18 protein-coding genes and 1 tRNA gene are annotated in these 14,559 nt (G+C 36.1%); 11 read left to right on the forward strand and 8 right to left on the reverse strand.

Translation table 11 applies throughout. The annotated features are described in order from the left end of the window. The first annotated feature begins 6 nt into the window (after positions 1-6). Positions 7-399 (forward strand): hypothetical protein, encoded by a 393-nt coding sequence (locus HLV59_RS01115; RefSeq protein WP_171429137.1) that lies wholly within the window; start codon positions 7-9, stop codon positions 397-399. 45 nt (positions 400-444) lie between these two features. Here the strand turns inward: HLV59_RS01115 and HLV59_RS01120 are convergent, their stop codons facing one another. Continuing rightward, entirely contained in the window at positions 445-1,446 is a 1,002-nt protein-coding gene (locus HLV59_RS01120) for an aldo/keto reductase (protein ID WP_171429138.1), read from the reverse strand. 111 nt (positions 1,447-1,557) lie between these two features. Continuing rightward, positions 1,558-2,460, reverse strand: a complete 903-nt coding sequence (locus tag HLV59_RS01125) for a helix-turn-helix domain-containing protein (RefSeq protein ID WP_062850252.1) — start codon at positions 2,458-2,460, stop codon at positions 1,558-1,560. A 774-nt stretch (positions 2,461-3,234) separates the two neighbouring features. Between HLV59_RS01125 and HLV59_RS01130 the strand changes: the two genes are divergently transcribed. Further along, complete coding sequence (locus HLV59_RS01130; protein WP_171429139.1) at positions 3,235-3,786, forward strand: TetR/AcrR family transcriptional regulator; 552 nt, start codon at positions 3,235-3,237, stop codon at positions 3,784-3,786. A gap of 84 nt (positions 3,787-3,870) precedes the next feature. Here HLV59_RS01130 and HLV59_RS01135 read toward each other — a convergent pair whose 3' ends face one another. After that, the gene (locus HLV59_RS01135; protein WP_171429140.1) at positions 3,871-4,236 is read right to left on the reverse strand and encodes a hypothetical protein; all 366 of its coding nucleotides are present in this window, start codon (positions 4,234-4,236) and stop codon (positions 3,871-3,873) included. Positions 4,237-4,370: 134 nt separating this feature from the next. Here HLV59_RS01135 and HLV59_RS01140 point away from each other — a divergent pair, with 134 nt between their 5' ends. Both HLV59_RS01140 and HLV59_RS01145 read left to right on the forward strand, forming a co-directional pair. Beyond that, positions 4,371-4,727 carry a hypothetical protein gene (locus HLV59_RS01140; RefSeq protein WP_171429141.1) on the forward strand — a complete coding sequence of 119 codons (357 nt, stop codon included), beginning with the start codon at positions 4,371-4,373 and terminating at the stop codon, positions 4,725-4,727. A gap of 44 nt (positions 4,728-4,771) precedes the next feature. Further along, positions 4,772-5,653, forward strand: a complete 882-nt coding sequence (locus HLV59_RS01145) for a hypothetical protein (protein WP_171429142.1) — start codon at positions 4,772-4,774, stop codon at positions 5,651-5,653. A 64-nt stretch (positions 5,654-5,717) separates the two neighbouring features. Here the strand turns inward: HLV59_RS01145 and HLV59_RS01150 are convergent, their stop codons facing one another. Both HLV59_RS01150 and HLV59_RS01155 read right to left on the reverse strand, forming a co-directional pair. Then, positions 5,718-5,936 carry a DUF6500 family protein gene (locus HLV59_RS01150; protein WP_107973515.1) on the reverse strand — a complete coding sequence of 73 codons (219 nt, stop codon included), beginning with the start codon at positions 5,934-5,936 and terminating at the stop codon, positions 5,718-5,720. Positions 5,937-5,963: 27 nt separating this feature from the next. Beyond that, positions 5,964-6,299: a winged helix-turn-helix transcriptional regulator gene (locus tag HLV59_RS01155; protein WP_016142830.1), complete on the reverse strand. Its 336-nt coding sequence runs from the start codon at positions 6,297-6,299 to the stop codon at positions 5,964-5,966. A 116-nt stretch (positions 6,300-6,415) separates the two neighbouring features. Between HLV59_RS01155 and HLV59_RS01160 the strand changes: the two genes are divergently transcribed. From HLV59_RS01160 to HLV59_RS01185, 6 genes are all read left to right on the forward strand, one after another. Next, positions 6,416-6,973, forward strand: a complete 558-nt coding sequence (locus HLV59_RS01160) for an NAD(P)H-dependent oxidoreductase (RefSeq protein WP_171429143.1) — start codon at positions 6,416-6,418, stop codon at positions 6,971-6,973. 148 nt (positions 6,974-7,121) lie between these two features. Further along, positions 7,122-7,463 (forward strand): DHCW motif cupin fold protein, encoded by a 342-nt coding sequence (locus HLV59_RS01165; protein ID WP_171429144.1) that lies wholly within the window; start codon positions 7,122-7,124, stop codon positions 7,461-7,463. A 251-nt stretch (positions 7,464-7,714) separates the two neighbouring features. Further along, positions 7,715-8,524, forward strand: a complete 810-nt coding sequence (locus HLV59_RS01170; RefSeq protein ID WP_171429145.1) for a metallophosphoesterase family protein — start codon at positions 7,715-7,717, stop codon at positions 8,522-8,524. Next, entirely contained in the window at positions 8,521-9,141 is a 621-nt protein-coding gene (tmk, locus tag HLV59_RS01175) for a dTMP kinase (protein WP_171429146.1), read from the forward strand. The genes HLV59_RS01170 and tmk overlap by 4 nt, the downstream gene beginning before the upstream one ends. Continuing rightward, on the forward strand, positions 9,141-10,046 hold the full coding sequence (locus tag HLV59_RS01180) for a hypothetical protein (protein WP_171429147.1): 906 nt from the start codon (positions 9,141-9,143) through the stop codon (positions 10,044-10,046). Before tmk ends, HLV59_RS01180 begins: the two co-directional genes overlap by 1 nt. Beyond that, complete coding sequence (locus HLV59_RS01185) at positions 10,046-10,384, forward strand: nucleoside triphosphate pyrophosphohydrolase family protein (protein WP_171429148.1); 339 nt, start codon at positions 10,046-10,048, stop codon at positions 10,382-10,384. Before HLV59_RS01180 ends, HLV59_RS01185 begins: the two co-directional genes overlap by 1 nt. Here HLV59_RS01185 and HLV59_RS01190 read toward each other — a convergent pair. Then, positions 10,377-11,669 (reverse strand): thymidylate synthase, encoded by a 1,293-nt coding sequence (locus HLV59_RS01190; protein WP_171429149.1) that lies wholly within the window; start codon positions 11,667-11,669, stop codon positions 10,377-10,379. The genes HLV59_RS01185 and HLV59_RS01190 overlap by 8 nt on opposite strands. A gap of 108 nt (positions 11,670-11,777) precedes the next feature. Further along, positions 11,778-11,867, reverse strand: a tRNA-Ser gene (locus tag HLV59_RS01195). A 118-nt stretch (positions 11,868-11,985) separates the two neighbouring features. Between HLV59_RS01195 and HLV59_RS01200 the strand changes: the two genes are divergently transcribed. Continuing rightward, on the forward strand, positions 11,986-13,863 hold the full coding sequence (locus HLV59_RS01200) for a potassium transporter Kup (RefSeq protein WP_016143706.1): 1,878 nt from the start codon (positions 11,986-11,988) through the stop codon (positions 13,861-13,863). 54 nt (positions 13,864-13,917) lie between these two features. Here HLV59_RS01200 and HLV59_RS01205 read toward each other — a convergent pair whose 3' ends face one another. Next, positions 13,918-14,361, reverse strand: a complete 444-nt coding sequence (locus tag HLV59_RS01205) for a hypothetical protein (RefSeq protein ID WP_016143705.1) — start codon at positions 14,359-14,361, stop codon at positions 13,918-13,920. Positions 14,362-14,559 lie beyond the last annotated feature (198 nt).

Genomic DNA, 14,559 nt, shown 5'->3' on the forward strand with positions numbered 1-14,559 from the left:
TAAATAATGAAAAATATATTTGCACGGTTGCTACTCGTCTCTACGATTGCCATTTCATCTCAAATTTATGCAGAGCCAACCAGCACATGTAAAGAGGTGAAATTTCAACAGGCTGATCAAGCTTGGAGTGGGCACTATTATTTAAATGGTGTGATGGAAGTCGGTTCGGAGCTTTTACTTCAGCCAGACGGTAAGTTTCAATGGATGTTGGCTGTGGGTGCTTTAGACCAATATGCCGAAGGCACGTGGTGGAAAAACGGAGACTGTATTGGTTTAAAACCAGAGGCTAAATTTAAAAAGGATTTAAGTATTTTCCCTGAAAGGCTGAATATTTCTGACAAATCCTTAGACGCGATCTGGGAAGGTGGACGCCAGCAAGGCACGTATAGCAAAAATTAAATTAAAAAGTCCGACACTCAGTCGGACTTTTTTTTGGCTTATATTTTAGTGATTCACCGCTGCGAGTTGCTGAGCGTTATAGCGTGCGCCCATGTTTGGGTATCTCGCAATAATCGCGTCGATTTCTCCCAAATCTACCACTGTTAAATCAAGATCTACAGCTCCTGCATTTTCTACAAGTCGCTCGATTTTACGCGTACCCGGAATTGGAATAATGTCATCACCTTGCGCCAAAATCCAAGCCAAAGCCAATTGAGCCGCTGTCGCATTTTTGCTTTGAGCAAACTCGCTAAATGCTTGCGCCAAGCTCTGGTTATTTTTCCAGTTATCGCCTTGATAGCGTGGTAACTGGCGACGGAAATCATTTTCGTCTAGGCTGCCCACATCAAGTGTATTGGTGATTAAACCACGCGATAACGGTGAATATGGCACAAGGCTAATACCTAACTCACGAATGGTTTGAAAGTGCGTATCTTCCAGTTCACGAGTAAGCAATGAATATTCATGTTGAACCGCTGCAATCGGGTGAATTGCATGCGCTTTACGAATGGTTTCAGCCGAAGCTTCACTGAGTCCTAAATAACGAACTTTACCTTGTTGGACCAAGTCAGCCATGGCGCCAATGGTGTCTTCAACTGGAATGTTTGGATCTATGCGATGTGCATAATACAAATCAATCACGTCTGTATTTAAGCGTCTTAAACTGTTTTCGACCGCAACTTTAATCCACTCTGGAGAACCGTCGATATAAGACTCTAAAGAGTTTTGTGGGTTAAGGTTGTCTTCTTTATAGCGAAAGCCAAATTTGGTCGCCAAAAACACTTTGTCGCGATGTTTTTCTAAAACTTTTGAGAGCAAAACTTCGTTTGCGCCGTTGCCGTACATGTCGGCAGTGTCCCAAAAGTTAATGCCGAGGTCTAATGCCTTTTCTAGAGTGGCAATGCTTTGTGTGTCGTCTGAGGCACCATAGGCAAAGCTCATTCCCATGCAACCTAAACCAAGTGCTGATACTTTTTCGCCTGTTTGTCCTAAAGTTCTATATTTCATTTTTCACACTCTTTTTGCAAAATCACTTGAGTAGAAAAACTATAAAATGCTTTGCCTCAAACTGACGTATAACATTCAAACCAATAATTATAAAATTCAAACAATCTGTTTTTAGGCCACACAGTCTTCACGGAATTTTTTAGGTGAAAAACCAGTATTTTTCTTAAAGAAGTTGGTGAAATACGCTGAATATTCAAAGCCTAAGCTATAGGCAATTTCGGAAATATTCCAACTGGTGTGTTGTAGTAGCGCTTTGGCTTCTTGGGTAATGCGAGAGCTAATATGCTCAGATGTGGTTTTACCTGTAGCTTCTTTTACAGCTCGGTTTAAATGGTTTACATGCACAGACAAGCCATAGGCATAGTCATTTGCAGTTTTGAGTTTAAGCTGAAAATGTGGCGAGTCGATGGGGAATTGACGCTCTAATAATTCAAAGAACAAATGGCAAATCCGAACCGCAGCATTGCTATGTTTTTCAAACTGTTGGGTCGGTTGCATTTTCATGGCTTCATGCACAATTAGGTGCAAATAGTTTCTCAAAACGTTGTATTTATGAATGTAGTCTGAATTTATTTCAATCATCATCTTTTTGAAAATAAATGAAATTTCTTCAACCTGTTGGTCATTTAAAAAATATAGCGGGTCGCCGTCGACTTTAAATAGCGGTGAGTCTTTTAAAAAACTTTGTCGCGATTCTTGGTTTACAAACTCTTCGGTAAATAGGCAAAACCAGCCTGCCTGTTCAGGCGAATTAATTTCCCAAGCGTAGGGAACCATTGGGTTTGAAAACAGTAAAGCAGGGCGGTCTACCCGAATCCAGCGGTTGGCGTAGTGAAGGTCGCCTGTGCCCAAAACCAGTGAAATTTTATAATAATCGCGGCGGCTATAAGGCGTGAGAAATGAGCAGGCATCGCGTTGGAACACATTAAAATGTCCAAACGAAGTCGATGGAACCGAGTAATCGCTATCTCTAGTTAAAGAAAAGCGGCGATAAAAATCATGTATGGTTTCCATGTCTTTGCCTGCGTGCGTTATCAATTTATTTAAAGTTATAAAATTCAAACTTTATTTACTGTAGCTTTTATTTATAGCGCGATCAATCGGTGCATTTAAGCGGTTTGAAAATGAATGATAAATTAACAATGAAATGACCAGACAAACTAAACTTTAAGAAAATATATTGTTAAATCACTATGCCAATGAAAAATAAAAATAATCTTTATAAATGAATAGCCAATATCACATTGACACTCCAAAACACGCGGATTATCCTTTGCCTGCTGGCCACATTGCCAGTCGGTTTTAGCAGACCGTTTTACATACAGCACATCAGATTTGCTCCTTCTGAGGGGGAGATCTATGTGTAAAAAACCACCGTCCCCCTCAAGTTGCGGTAGGGCGGAAGGGGGACACCTTCGGGTGTGCTGGTTCTGTATGTCCAGTCTGCTAACCTCTTTTCGTCCTGCCACCATTATTTAGCAGTAATTGTGGTAGAGCTTCTAATACATACAGGAGTTCGCACATGCGTACTATTTCATCTCTCTCATTGGCAACCTTCGCCAAAGTCTTTACGTCTATATCGTATTGGTCTTTAAAACGGTTTAACCGACTCTAGGTTTTAAGCCATAGGTCATTACGACTAAAAAATCATGGCAACAATAAAACCCGAGATAGGCGAGCACACCATTTTTGTGCGGCTTTTGCATGCCTGTGTTTAACGCTCAATTTAAGAGTGACGGCATTTCTATCTCATTTACATACAACAAAAAATTACTTTAAGCGGTATACATGAAAAATTTAGAAGCTTCCTTTCGAGCAACGCGAGCGCTATACACAGCAGCAGAGTTATTTAAACAACATGGCTTCAACAAGGTCGGGGTGGACCGAATTGTTAGCGAGGCCAAAATTACCAAAGCCACCTTTTACAACTACTTTCACTCCAAAGAAAGGCTGATTGAAATGTGTTTATTGGTTCAAAAAGAGCAGTTAAAAGAAAAAGTGCGGGCGGTAAGCGAAGCTCGCCAATATCCAGATTTGGTTCATCAACTCAGGCAAATTTATTTTTTACATGCCGATTTAAAAAGTGCCTATTACTTGTTGTTTAAAGCAATTTTTGAAATTAAAAAGCTTTATCCAAATGCGTATCAAACTGCACTCAGATATAGGCGATGGCTTAAAAATGAAATTTTCTGGGTACTGAGAGAATCTAAAAAAAGAGCCACATATGAAGAGTCTGATATTTTTGTATTTATGATTGATGGTGCGATTTTGGGACTTTTAGGTTCAGATCAGGCAAAGGATAGAGACGCATTGCTTGAGTATTATTTAAATCGAGTTTGATGGGGAAGACCCGACGGGAGTTGGGCTTTCTACAGAAAATTAATAGAAGTTTTTTAACCCTATTTTATATATGAATTAGATTATTTAATTACTATAGAGGTTAATAATACGATAGTTTTTAGACAACTCATGAACTAGATTTAGAATATATTTTTCAGGATTATTTTTAATAATTTCATCAAAAAAATTAGGACTATTTTTTAGAATTTCGGGTATTTGTGTTGTGTCAGACTGTCGTTGTAGAGCTAATAAAATAGTAAGTATTTCATATGTATAGTCTGGTTGAGCGTCATCTTTAAGAAGCTTTAGAATATGTGAAGAAAATTCAAAAGCTTCTGCTGCTGATAGCGTATAAACATTTTCATCAATGAAAGTAGATAAGTACCATTCGTCTAATTCTTCTGTTGAAGCTAATTTTTCAAAAAAGCTAGATAAAGCCTCTATAAACATTTTTATCCTTTCAATTTTTATAAACTAGCATACTATACTGTTCTAGTTTATCTATCACACTTTATAAGTAATCAAAGATTATTAGTTTTTGATAATAAAATTATTTTGCTCTCTCCTTAAAAGGAAAGTTTCTAATGAAGCATAAATTAATATTTATTTTCTCCATTATTTTTATACTTACAGGCTGTGGGAAAAAATATACGATTACTCCCGAGGATTTGCCTGCTGCTCATATTAATCAAGAATACCAACAAATTATTAAGATTTCTGGTGGGAAAGTTATTGATAAATACGCTGAATTAGAAACGAATATTCCAGAAGGTTTAGGCGTTACTGTTAAACCTATTGATGACTTGGATGGCTACAACATTATACAAATCAAAGGAACTCCCAAGCACAAAGGAGAATATAGAATCCATATAAGAGCTGATTTCTATGCAGGTGGTGATGCTGAAATTGACAAGACATATAGCTTTATTGTCCAAGATTAAAAATTATCGCAGAGTCGGGAAATAGCAAAGTAGAGAATTTAGTAATGACGGTAAAATTTAGACAATATTTCCTAATCTTTATTTTCGGATTATTACTTTCCGCTTGTCAGCCAGCCGCAAAACATAATGAAAGTTTAGATTCCCATCAGCAAGCCTACACTTTGCATATGGGTGAACAAGGTATTCAAGATTTTTCAAAGTATAGTGATGGAAATGTCGATAATCACCCAGCTGGCGTTAGCTTTAGAGAACTTCAATTTTCTTCTCCTAACTTAGGAAAAATAACTATAGAGAATGGTTCTAACACTTTATCGATTGAGCATGTTTTCTCTGTTTTAGGAACTCAATATGATAAAAATGAAGGGATCCAAGTTTTAGATATTGATGCTGGTCTCACAAAAGAAGAATTTGCTACCTCAGAGCAGGTTTATCAAAGCTATGTAGCTTTAATGAAACGTATTAATCAGGCTGGTTGGAAAAACTATTTCTTTACAGATGCTCCGCGTATCGCTAAAGAAGATAATATTAAGCATCTATCGAAAAGTCGTGATGTCATTGACCCGAGTTATATTTTTAGCTTTGAGGAGTGGAAAAATATAATAAACAACAGCCCGACAAAATCATTGGGTTATAGGTTGTATGCTAATGGGGTTATTTTAGATATTAGTTTAAAAAGAACAGTTAAGAATGAGCGGAATGAAGAGCAATATATGCTTAGATTTAGCTTTCAAAGTGTTCGTTACAATGAAAGAGACTCAATTCCTGACGCTGATAAAATGACGTCTAATGAATTCGAGCAGGCATTTAAAAAGAGATTAATTGAAAATAAAAAATATCGGGAAAAGGAAGAGAGAAAAGCTAAGGCTGAAGGCTATCATATCGATGAAGAATATACAGATCCTGATGTTTGGCCTTATGTTAAGTAAATCTTTTTAAAATAATGAAAAGGCTTAAACTACTTAAATTTAAGCCTCTTAAATAATCCTAATTTTACCGCTCACTCAAAACCAATTGTTTAATCTTCACAGCTTTCTCAAAGTGATCTAGCTTATGCTCCATAATCCACCAATGGGCTGCTTCCATCAGTAACTCAGGGTTATCGTTCTTATTTTTAAAAAAAGCATAAAAAGACAGACCGACATTGTCTCCCTTCTTTTCAATTTTATCGTCGCATCCCTTAATAAAAATTTCTCTTAATTCATTTCTCATATTTAGTATCACTTCAAATCTATAAAACTAAGACGGCTTATTGCGCTCGCCCCATTCACACATCATATCTAACAAAGGAATTAAAGACTGTCCTCTTTCAGAAAGGCGATACTCAACTTTTGGTGGAATTTGAGGATATTCCTTACGAATAATCAGTCCGTCTCTTTCCAATTCTTTAAGTGTATTGCTGAGCGTTCTAAACGAAATGTTGCCAATACAGCGTTGCATCTCATTAAAACGCATGACGGTTTTTCCATACAGCCAATACATAATAATCATTTTATATTTGCCATTAATCAAAGAAAGGGTGTACCCAAAGCCCGTATCTTCTAATGGGGTATATGACGGAAGGCAGTCGTCCATTTTTAAAACCCATACTATCTTTTAGTATAGTATATAACATAAATTACCGTACTTATAATTAGGAAAGCACACTTCTATAATCGATTTATCTACTTTTCGATAAGAGTGTTTTTATAATGAAAAAGACATTAGTCATCGTTACGCACCCTCACATAGACCAGTCTGTTGTAAATAAAAGATGGATTGAGGAACTAGAAAAACACCCAGACCAATTTACGGTCCATCAAATTTATGAAGCCTACCCGGACGGGGTGATTGATGTTGCCAAAGAGCAAGCGCTTGTAGAAGAACACGAAAATTTAGTGTTTCAATTTCCAGTGTATTGGTTTAACTGCCCGCCGCTTTTGAAACAATGGCTTGATGAAGTTTTAACGTATGGTTGGGCGTATGGTTCAACTGGCGATAAACTCAAAAATAAGAAGTTTATGCTAGCGGTGTCTGCGGGTGCTCAAGAAGAGGTTTATTCAGAAAGTGGCGAATATCAAATTTCTTTAGAGAAGGTTTTTATTCCATTTGAATTAACCGCTCTTTATGTTGGGGCAGTCTATCAACCACTTCATGCATTTTATGGTTTAGATACTAATCCATCAGAAGATGACGATGTTCCGACTCAACAAGACATAGAAAATAATGCGGTTCAGTATGTTCAGAAGTTGCTGAAATTGTCTGTGTAGATTTTAGGAGAGGAGGCCTGAACTTAAGGTTTGGGTCTTTTCAAAGTGAAAAATAGTTTTGCTATCTTTCTGATTCTTTGATAAATCGTTTGCAAAAGTCAAATTTGTCTATAAGTTGAAGATACAATAATACGTCTTTGGAAAAATTATGAATATCGCGCCTTTTCCATTTCAGATTACAAACTGGGAAGAAATTGAAGTCACTGAATATAGCGGTGAAACAGGAAAAGCTTATTGGAAAACCCAATTTTTTGGTGAAGAAGGAAATAAAATAAGAGTAAGGCTTGTCGAGTACTCAGCAAACTACTTAGCAGACCATTGGTGTGAAAAGGGGCATATATTATTTTGCGTAGAAGGTGAGTTAGAAAGTAGGTTGAAAGATGGAAGAACATTTACTTTGACTTCAGGCATGAGTTATCAAGTAGGAGATAATTCAGAGCCACATCAATCTTTTAGCCTGAATGGTGCGAAGTTACTGATAGTTGATTAGATTGTTTTTTTTAAGCTAAAAAAAGACCTAAATCAAAACGATTTAGGTCCTTTTTGAATTCTGGCGGTGAGAAAAACAGCATGATTTTAATTATAAGTTATTGTAATTTATATATTATTCTTATATGGTTGTTTTTTTATTTCCAGAGTGTATAAGTATTTAAATTTTTACGTAGTCATAATGATTAAAGAGAAATAAAATATAGAAAATCGGTTGTACTAATATTAACCAAATATACAGGATTAGATAGCTTGAACATCATTCATCTAACAGATTTGCATTTTGATTCTCAGACTAGATTGCCAGCATTAATCACTGCTTTCAACAACTCTGATTTGATGGAAAGTATTGATCCTGAAAATACTTATTTACTGATAACAGGAGATGTTGCAACTAAAGGAAGAAATAACAGTTATCAATTTGCTCTACCTTTTATTGAAAAAGTTTTTATTGATACAAGAAAAATTAAACCCTCCAATATCATTTTGTGTCCAGGAAATCATGATCTAGCTTCAAATGGGCTCCACGGTTTTAATGAGTTTTCCAGATCTATCAGAGATGATAATGCTTTTACTTTTGGAGCAGATAATGTAATTCTGAAGAAAGTAGATGATATTTATTTCTGCTCTTTAAATTCTATGTATCAGTCTGACCGAGGACATAGTAATTTAAATCTTGATGAGTTGATAAGAAAAATGAATAAAGAAAAAAGGACTATTGAGGGATGTAAACATAGAGTAGCAATTTTGCATCATCATTTAATTGGAGTTGAAGAGGGTGATTCAACAGCTGTACAAAATGCCTTACCTTTCTTGGAGGTGATGGAAAATTATGGTTTTAAATTAGTTTTACATGGTCATCAACACGTACACCTCAATTTGAATATAAATAATATCCAAATAATGAGTGGTTACTCTCTACTTAGTCAATCAGAATTTTTAGGAAACGGATTTAATAAAATAAGTTATGATGAGGCCCAAGATATATTCACCAAAGAGACTTATGAGTTGACTCGTAACTCCTTTCCTGTGGGCCAATTAAATTTAAGAAAAGTTGTATGAAAAAAGGTAAATTTATTGTATTTGAAGGTTTAGATGGTTCAGGTACTTCAACTCAATCTCAATTATTGCAAATTGCGTTATTAGAGAAGGGTGAAAAAGTACATTTGACTTGTGAACCTTCTCCAGGACCTATTGGTAATATGATCCGTCAAGCAATGCAAGGTCGTATCTTATTTTCTAAACAAGATGATGAGTTTGATCGACAAATGGCCTACTTGTTCGCGGCAGATCGATATGATCATTTGAATAATCCAGTAGATGGAGTTATTAAATTAGTTGAAGAAGGCTTTTATGTAATTTCTACTAGATACTTTTTTTCTTCTCTTGCATATCATGTAACAGATACTGATTCATCCCAATTAGTAGAACGTCTTAATTCAGATTTTCCTAACCCCGATCTATTAATTTATTTGGACAACCCAGTAGAAAGCTCGATCAAAAGATTAAATTCTCGAACAGTGCTAGATAAATATGAAGAAGAAAATAAATTAAAAATTGTTTCCGAAAATTATCAAAAAATTATCTCAGAATATAATGGTGAGAAATTAGTCTTGTCAGCTTTAGATAGTAAAGAGAATATTCATACTGAGATTATTAAAAAGGTTGAGGCTATCTGATGAATACTTACAGGGAAGTAACCTCTTTTGAAGATATTTATACTTCAATTAATGAGGAAATTTCAGATGATAATAAACATTTAAATTTCACAAGATATTTTGAACTGCCTACATCTAGTATATGTATGAGTGGTTCAAGCACTGAACAGCAAGCTAAAGCTTGGCTAGCTTTTAAAAAACCTGATGATCTATTATTTAATCATGGTGAATTCATTACACAAGATGGTTTTGAACATATAATTAATGAAATTAAAGAAAAACCAGGTAGCAATAGAGCGTTATACTCACTTTTAAATTATCAAAAAATATGTGATCAAGGTGATCATCCGATTCCTTCTTTCTTACTATTCCAAGTCACTATAGAAGATAATATTTTATATGCAACTTCGTATTTTAGAGCATTAGAGATAGCTAAATTTCTTAAGATAAATGTGCAAGAAATTAAGCTTAATTTACTTAAAATAGTACAAGAGTGTAATTTGGTACATATATCCAAGGTTAGAATTACGATACATGCTTTTAATGCTTATAAAAAGGAGGATCAAAACATACCTAAAATCTTTGAGATTGATAGGATGACACCATCACAGTTGTCTAGATTACTATACAAAGAAAGTGAGCATGCCAACCTTATTAGATTAATTATGCAAAAGCAAGGGGTTGATACTTATATAAGTACTGCATGGGTTCAAACTATTATTGATGAATTAACAGTTAATCCGGATATGATTGAGCTCTCACCTTTAAAAAATAATATCAATAATTTGAAAGAGAAGTTTGAAGATTTATTAAGTGTTTATTTAGTACTTATAGGACTTAGAAAGAGAGCTTCACATTCACAAGAAATTGATCAATATAATCAAAGAGCAAATACTTTAATTCAAGATATTGTTGAGAAAATATAATGCAATTAAAAGATATACAAGAGCTGCAACGATCTTTTGATAAAAGTCACCACATGAAATTAAATTTTTATGAAAAAATTGACGAAAAAAATTTACCAGCTTTAGAGCATTTAGTTGTATGTCTGCTAGGTGAATTAGGTGAATTTTCGAACCTTTTGAAAAAAGTTGTTAGAGGAGACTATGAGCTTAAGGAAGTCAAAGATTTATTGGATGAAGAGCTCGTCGATGTTTTTATTTATTTAATAAAAATAGCAAATCAATTCGATGTAGACTTAGAAAATGGGTATTTAAAAAAATTGGAAAAAAACAAAGTTAAATTTGAAAAGAGCCTTAAATAGGACTCTTTTCAATAGCTTCTTTTACTGATTCACTACCTAAATTAGTATTTAGGGATTTCAGAGATAGCCCGTAAGTATTGCATACAGATTCATAATTTTGTTTTATCTGTTGTCCTAGAGGACTATTGATAACGAACGGATCTAAACTATACCAAGCACAAGATAAGATGATAGAAGCAATAAAAACATCATCTTTAAGATCGTCTTTAAGGGCAAAAAAAGTATCATTCTGGTTAATAGTAGACTTAAGTTGGTCTTTTATTGTTTCAAACTTATGTTTATTTGATTCAATAAAATCATGTAATTCAGAGCTACTAGCCATTGAAATTTTTTGCCAATCATAGGCTTCAGACATCTTATCCTCGGTCTCAATTGGATTTTGGGCTACTTTAACACAAATTTGTGAGTGAATATATTCTAAAAACTTATGTCCCCTGTGAGATGGGGATTGCGTATGATTCATTATGGCATTAAGCCAAGGATCTTCAATTTCATTTAAATTTTCTAGAAGAGAAACTTGATTGTTAATAATTGAATCTGAATAATCCCAATCGAATTCGCATTCGAGTTTTTTTATATCACTTATACTATTCCGGTCTAGGACTTTAGTTACTTTTTTAAAATCTTTTTCATAAAGATGAAGATTATCAGTAATTTGTGTTTGCACTCCAACTCGGAGATCCAACCGATGGGCGATATATTTTTGTAAAATACCAAAAACAAAAATATTGTAGGGAATCCCTAAGTAGAGATCATTCGAGCGGTTCATTACTGTCAGGTTAAGACTATTGTTACTAACTTTTAGATAAATAGTTGTATTACATGGAATATCTTTTGAATTCTTTTGTAAATCATCAACAGAGTAGATTTGTAGTACAACTCGTCTAGACTCAGGGTTTTTTTGTAAGTGGCAAATTGCACCTTCAATTTGATCGTGATCGAAATAATATCTAAGTCTATAGCCATATGCGCCGTTTAAAGTTTTATTATCATCAGAGTATTGGCTGTAGGAACTAATGTATTTCGATAAAATATCAAGGTCATTTCTGCCTTCTAAAATCCAAGCACTTTCTACAAAGGCAAATTTATAATTTAGATTCCTTCCTTTTAAAAAACATAATCTAGGATCACGAGATTGAATTCTAAAAGTAGCTTGTCCGAGAACTTTTGCATTCCCATTTCTTGTAACTTCTATTTCTGAAACGAGTTGAGCGGCTTGAAAAGCTTTAAAATATGAAATATTAAAGGAATCATTAAAAATTAGCATAAACTTTATAATTAACATTTAATTAATTTATTTTAATAAAAAATTAAAAAATATAAAGTTTTATTAACTGGCATAAAGTAAAAAAGCCTAAACCCATTAGGTTTAAGCCTCTTTAAATTTCAATTCTGGCGGTGAGAGAGGGATTCGAACCCTCGATACGCGCAAACGTATACACACTTTCCAGGCGTGCTCCTTAAGCCACTCGGACACCTCACCAAGGCGTGCGATAGTAACTAAAAAAACGAGTTCTGCCAAGATTTAAGACGAGCATTACAGAAAAAAAATAATAGAGGTGATAAGATTGCGCTAAAAATCATATTGGTTTAATTACACAATGCAAAATACGGCCAAAAAAGCGACCTTGCCTGCCACGGCTTTGGCAGCTCTTGGAGTGGTCTTTGGAGACATCGGAACAAGTCCGCTCTATGCCTTGAAAGAATCCTTCCATGCAGCGCATGGGTTGGGAATTCAGCCTGAAAACGTATTAGGAATTTTATCTATTATTTTTTGGTGCTTAATGCTGATCATCAGCATCAAGTATGTCGCGATTGTCATGCGTGCAGACAACAACGGCGAAGGCGGGATCATGGCCTTACTCGCATTGAACTTACGTAAAGCCAAAATTGCCGACAACAAAAAAATCTACATGATTGCCATTGGTTTTATCGGTGCATCGCTGTTTTTTGGTGACGGTATTATTACCCCAGCAATTTCGGTACTTTCGGCAGTCGAAGGCTTGTCTATTGCCACCGATGTGTTTGACCCGTTCATCATGCCAATTGCGATTACCATTATCATCTCTTTGTTTTTGGTACAAAAACACGGTACGGCCTTTGTCGGTAAGTTTTTTGGCCCGATCACGATGGTGTGGTTCTTATCTTTAGGATTATTAGGTCTTCACAGTGTCATTCAGACACCTGTTGTGTTGGGTATGTTTAGTCCGCATTGGGCCATTCAGTTTATCTACCACCATCCAGTAATGACCTTTTTTATTATGGGTGCCGTAGTTTTAACGGTAACGGGTGGCGAAGCGCTGTATGCCGATATGGGCCACTTTGGACCAGTGCCAATTCGTATGGCATGGTTCTTTGTTGTGTTGCCGTGTTTGGTTTTAAACTACGCAGGACAGGGCGCATTATTGCTCAGAGACCCAGCGGCAATTGAAAACCCGTTCTATTTATTAGTCCCGCAGTGGGCACTTTACCCAATGATTATTATGGCGACCATGGCAACCGTAATTGCCTCACAGGCCGTAATTTCTGGGGTGTTTTCTCTTGCGCGCCAAGCGATTCAATTGGGTTATTTACCACGTTTAAGTATTAAACATACGTCTGAGTCTGAAGAAGGCCAGATTTATATTCCTTTCTTAAACTGGTTGCTTTTAATCGCAATTATTATCCTAATCTTGATCTTCAAAAGCAGTTCTAATCTTGCAAGTGCATATGGTTTGGCCGTGACCTTAACCATGCTCTGTGACACGATTTTGGTTGCTGTATTTATCTACTCGGCTTGGAAGTGGAGCCTACCAAAAGTACTACTTTTGATTATTCCGTTCTTTGTTTTAGAGTCGGTATTGGTCGGTGCAACTTCCCTAAAAATCTTGTCGGGCGGTTGGGTACCATTATTAATTGGTGCGATTGCTGTAACCATTTTAATGACATGGAAACGTGGTCGTGAGCTTACATTTGCTAAGCTTGAACATGATACTTTGGCTTTAGATTTGTTTGTAAAAAGTATTGGTAATAGCGTGCACTGGGTGCCGGGCGATGCAGTATTCATGACAGGTACGCCAAACGTTGTTCCGCATGCTATGTTGCATAACATCAAGCACAATAAAGTGCTGCATCAGCGTAATATCTTGGTCACTGTAGTGATTGAAGATGTGCCTTATGTTGAACCTGAAGAGCGTATTACGACAGAAACTTTAGCTGAACATTTCTTCCGTATTAAAATCTTTTACGGTTTTAAAGATGAAATGAATGTACCTAAAGCACTTGTGCAAGCTTACGAGCAGTTAGGTCTTGAATATGACTTGATGCACATCAGCTTCTTTATTTCCCGCGACCGTATTGTTCATTCGGTGGGTGATGGTATGTCTCCATGGAGAGAAAAATTGTTTATCTCTATGCAGCGTAATACCAGTCCAGTGAGTGACTTCTACCAAATTCCAACCAACCGTGTGGTTGAGTTAGGTAGTCAAATCGAAATATAAAAAGTTGATGCATAAAAAAACCAAGACATCTGTCTTGGTTTTTTTTGGTTCTGATTATTGAGCTTGTTGCATAGGTGCATCAGCTGGTAAAGCACCCTCTTTTGCCATCGGGTCTGCCGACTGAGTTTGATCTGCCGGAGGTGGTGGCATGTTTGGATCTTGTGGCGCAGGAGCCGCTTGGTTCGGTGCAGGTGGTACTGCATCAGTTGGTGCTGCTGGTGGCGCCATTTCACCGCCTGCTGGTGGAGCCGGTGGAACGTCTGCTGGAATTGGAGCACCTGTAGGCGCCGCACTTGTTGGTGCAGCAGAAACTTGCTGTACTTGTCCGCTATTGACTAAATCACTAATAGAGCCGGGTTGGCCATTTACGGTAGTAGTGACTTTGACTTTAGATAAGCTTTCTAAAGTGTCGCCTGGTTGGACTGCTGGTTCGGCCATAGCAGCCATACTACACAATCCTGTGATTACGCCAATACCAATAATCTTTGAATGGATCATTAAGTGGACTCCGATTATATTTTTATCCAAATTTGTGGAGCTAACCATGTCATAAGCCATCAGTGTTTTTCAACGAAAGATACGCAATTGGCGTAATTCAATAGCCAAAGCCACTCATAATTCCAACAGATTGTTACGTAATGGGTAATGGAGTTACAAAAAAGCTGACTATGTTTTAACCATTTGAAAGATAAGAGA

The sequence above is a fragment of the Acinetobacter lactucae genome (genome assembly GCF_013122135.1).
Taxonomy (GTDB): domain Bacteria; phylum Pseudomonadota; class Gammaproteobacteria; order Pseudomonadales; family Moraxellaceae; genus Acinetobacter; species Acinetobacter lactucae.

Excerpts from the sequence above, each read along its gene's own strand:
- HLV59_RS01180 (WP_171429147.1), top strand. The coding sequence starts at position 9,141 with ATGAATACTTACAGGGAAGTAACCTCTTTTGAAGATATTTATACTTCA.
- HLV59_RS01165 (WP_171429144.1), top strand. The coding sequence starts at position 7,122 with ATGAATATCGCGCCTTTTCCATTTCAGATTACAAACTGGGAAGAAATT.
- HLV59_RS01160 (WP_171429143.1), top strand. The coding sequence starts at position 6,416 with ATGAAAAAGACATTAGTCATCGTTACGCACCCTCACATAGACCAGTCT.
- HLV59_RS01185 (WP_171429148.1), top strand. The coding sequence starts at position 10,046 with ATGCAATTAAAAGATATACAAGAGCTGCAACGATCTTTTGATAAAAGT.
- HLV59_RS01140 (WP_171429141.1), top strand. The coding sequence starts at position 4,371 with ATGAAGCATAAATTAATATTTATTTTCTCCATTATTTTTATACTTACA.
- tmk (WP_171429146.1), top strand. The coding sequence starts at position 8,521 with ATGAAAAAAGGTAAATTTATTGTATTTGAAGGTTTAGATGGTTCAGGT.
- HLV59_RS01155 (WP_016142830.1), bottom strand. The coding sequence starts at position 6,299 with ATGGACGACTGCCTTCCGTCATATACCCCATTAGAAGATACGGGCTTT.
- HLV59_RS01205 (WP_016143705.1), bottom strand. The coding sequence starts at position 14,361 with ATGATCCATTCAAAGATTATTGGTATTGGCGTAATCACAGGATTGTGT.
- HLV59_RS01135 (WP_171429140.1), bottom strand. The coding sequence starts at position 4,236 with ATGTTTATAGAGGCTTTATCTAGCTTTTTTGAAAAATTAGCTTCAACA.
- HLV59_RS01115 (WP_171429137.1), top strand. The coding sequence starts at position 7 with ATGAAAAATATATTTGCACGGTTGCTACTCGTCTCTACGATTGCCATT.
- HLV59_RS01190 (WP_171429149.1), bottom strand. The coding sequence starts at position 11,669 with ATGTTAATTATAAAGTTTATGCTAATTTTTAATGATTCCTTTAATATT.
- HLV59_RS01200 (WP_016143706.1), top strand. The coding sequence starts at position 11,986 with ATGCAAAATACGGCCAAAAAAGCGACCTTGCCTGCCACGGCTTTGGCA.
- HLV59_RS01125 (WP_062850252.1), bottom strand. The coding sequence starts at position 2,460 with ATGGAAACCATACATGATTTTTATCGCCGCTTTTCTTTAACTAGAGAT.
- HLV59_RS01130 (WP_171429139.1), top strand. The coding sequence starts at position 3,235 with ATGAAAAATTTAGAAGCTTCCTTTCGAGCAACGCGAGCGCTATACACA.
- HLV59_RS01145 (WP_171429142.1), top strand. The coding sequence starts at position 4,772 with ATGACGGTAAAATTTAGACAATATTTCCTAATCTTTATTTTCGGATTA.
- HLV59_RS01120 (WP_171429138.1), bottom strand. The coding sequence starts at position 1,446 with ATGAAATATAGAACTTTAGGACAAACAGGCGAAAAAGTATCAGCACTT.
- HLV59_RS01150 (WP_107973515.1), bottom strand. The coding sequence starts at position 5,936 with ATGAGAAATGAATTAAGAGAAATTTTTATTAAGGGATGCGACGATAAA.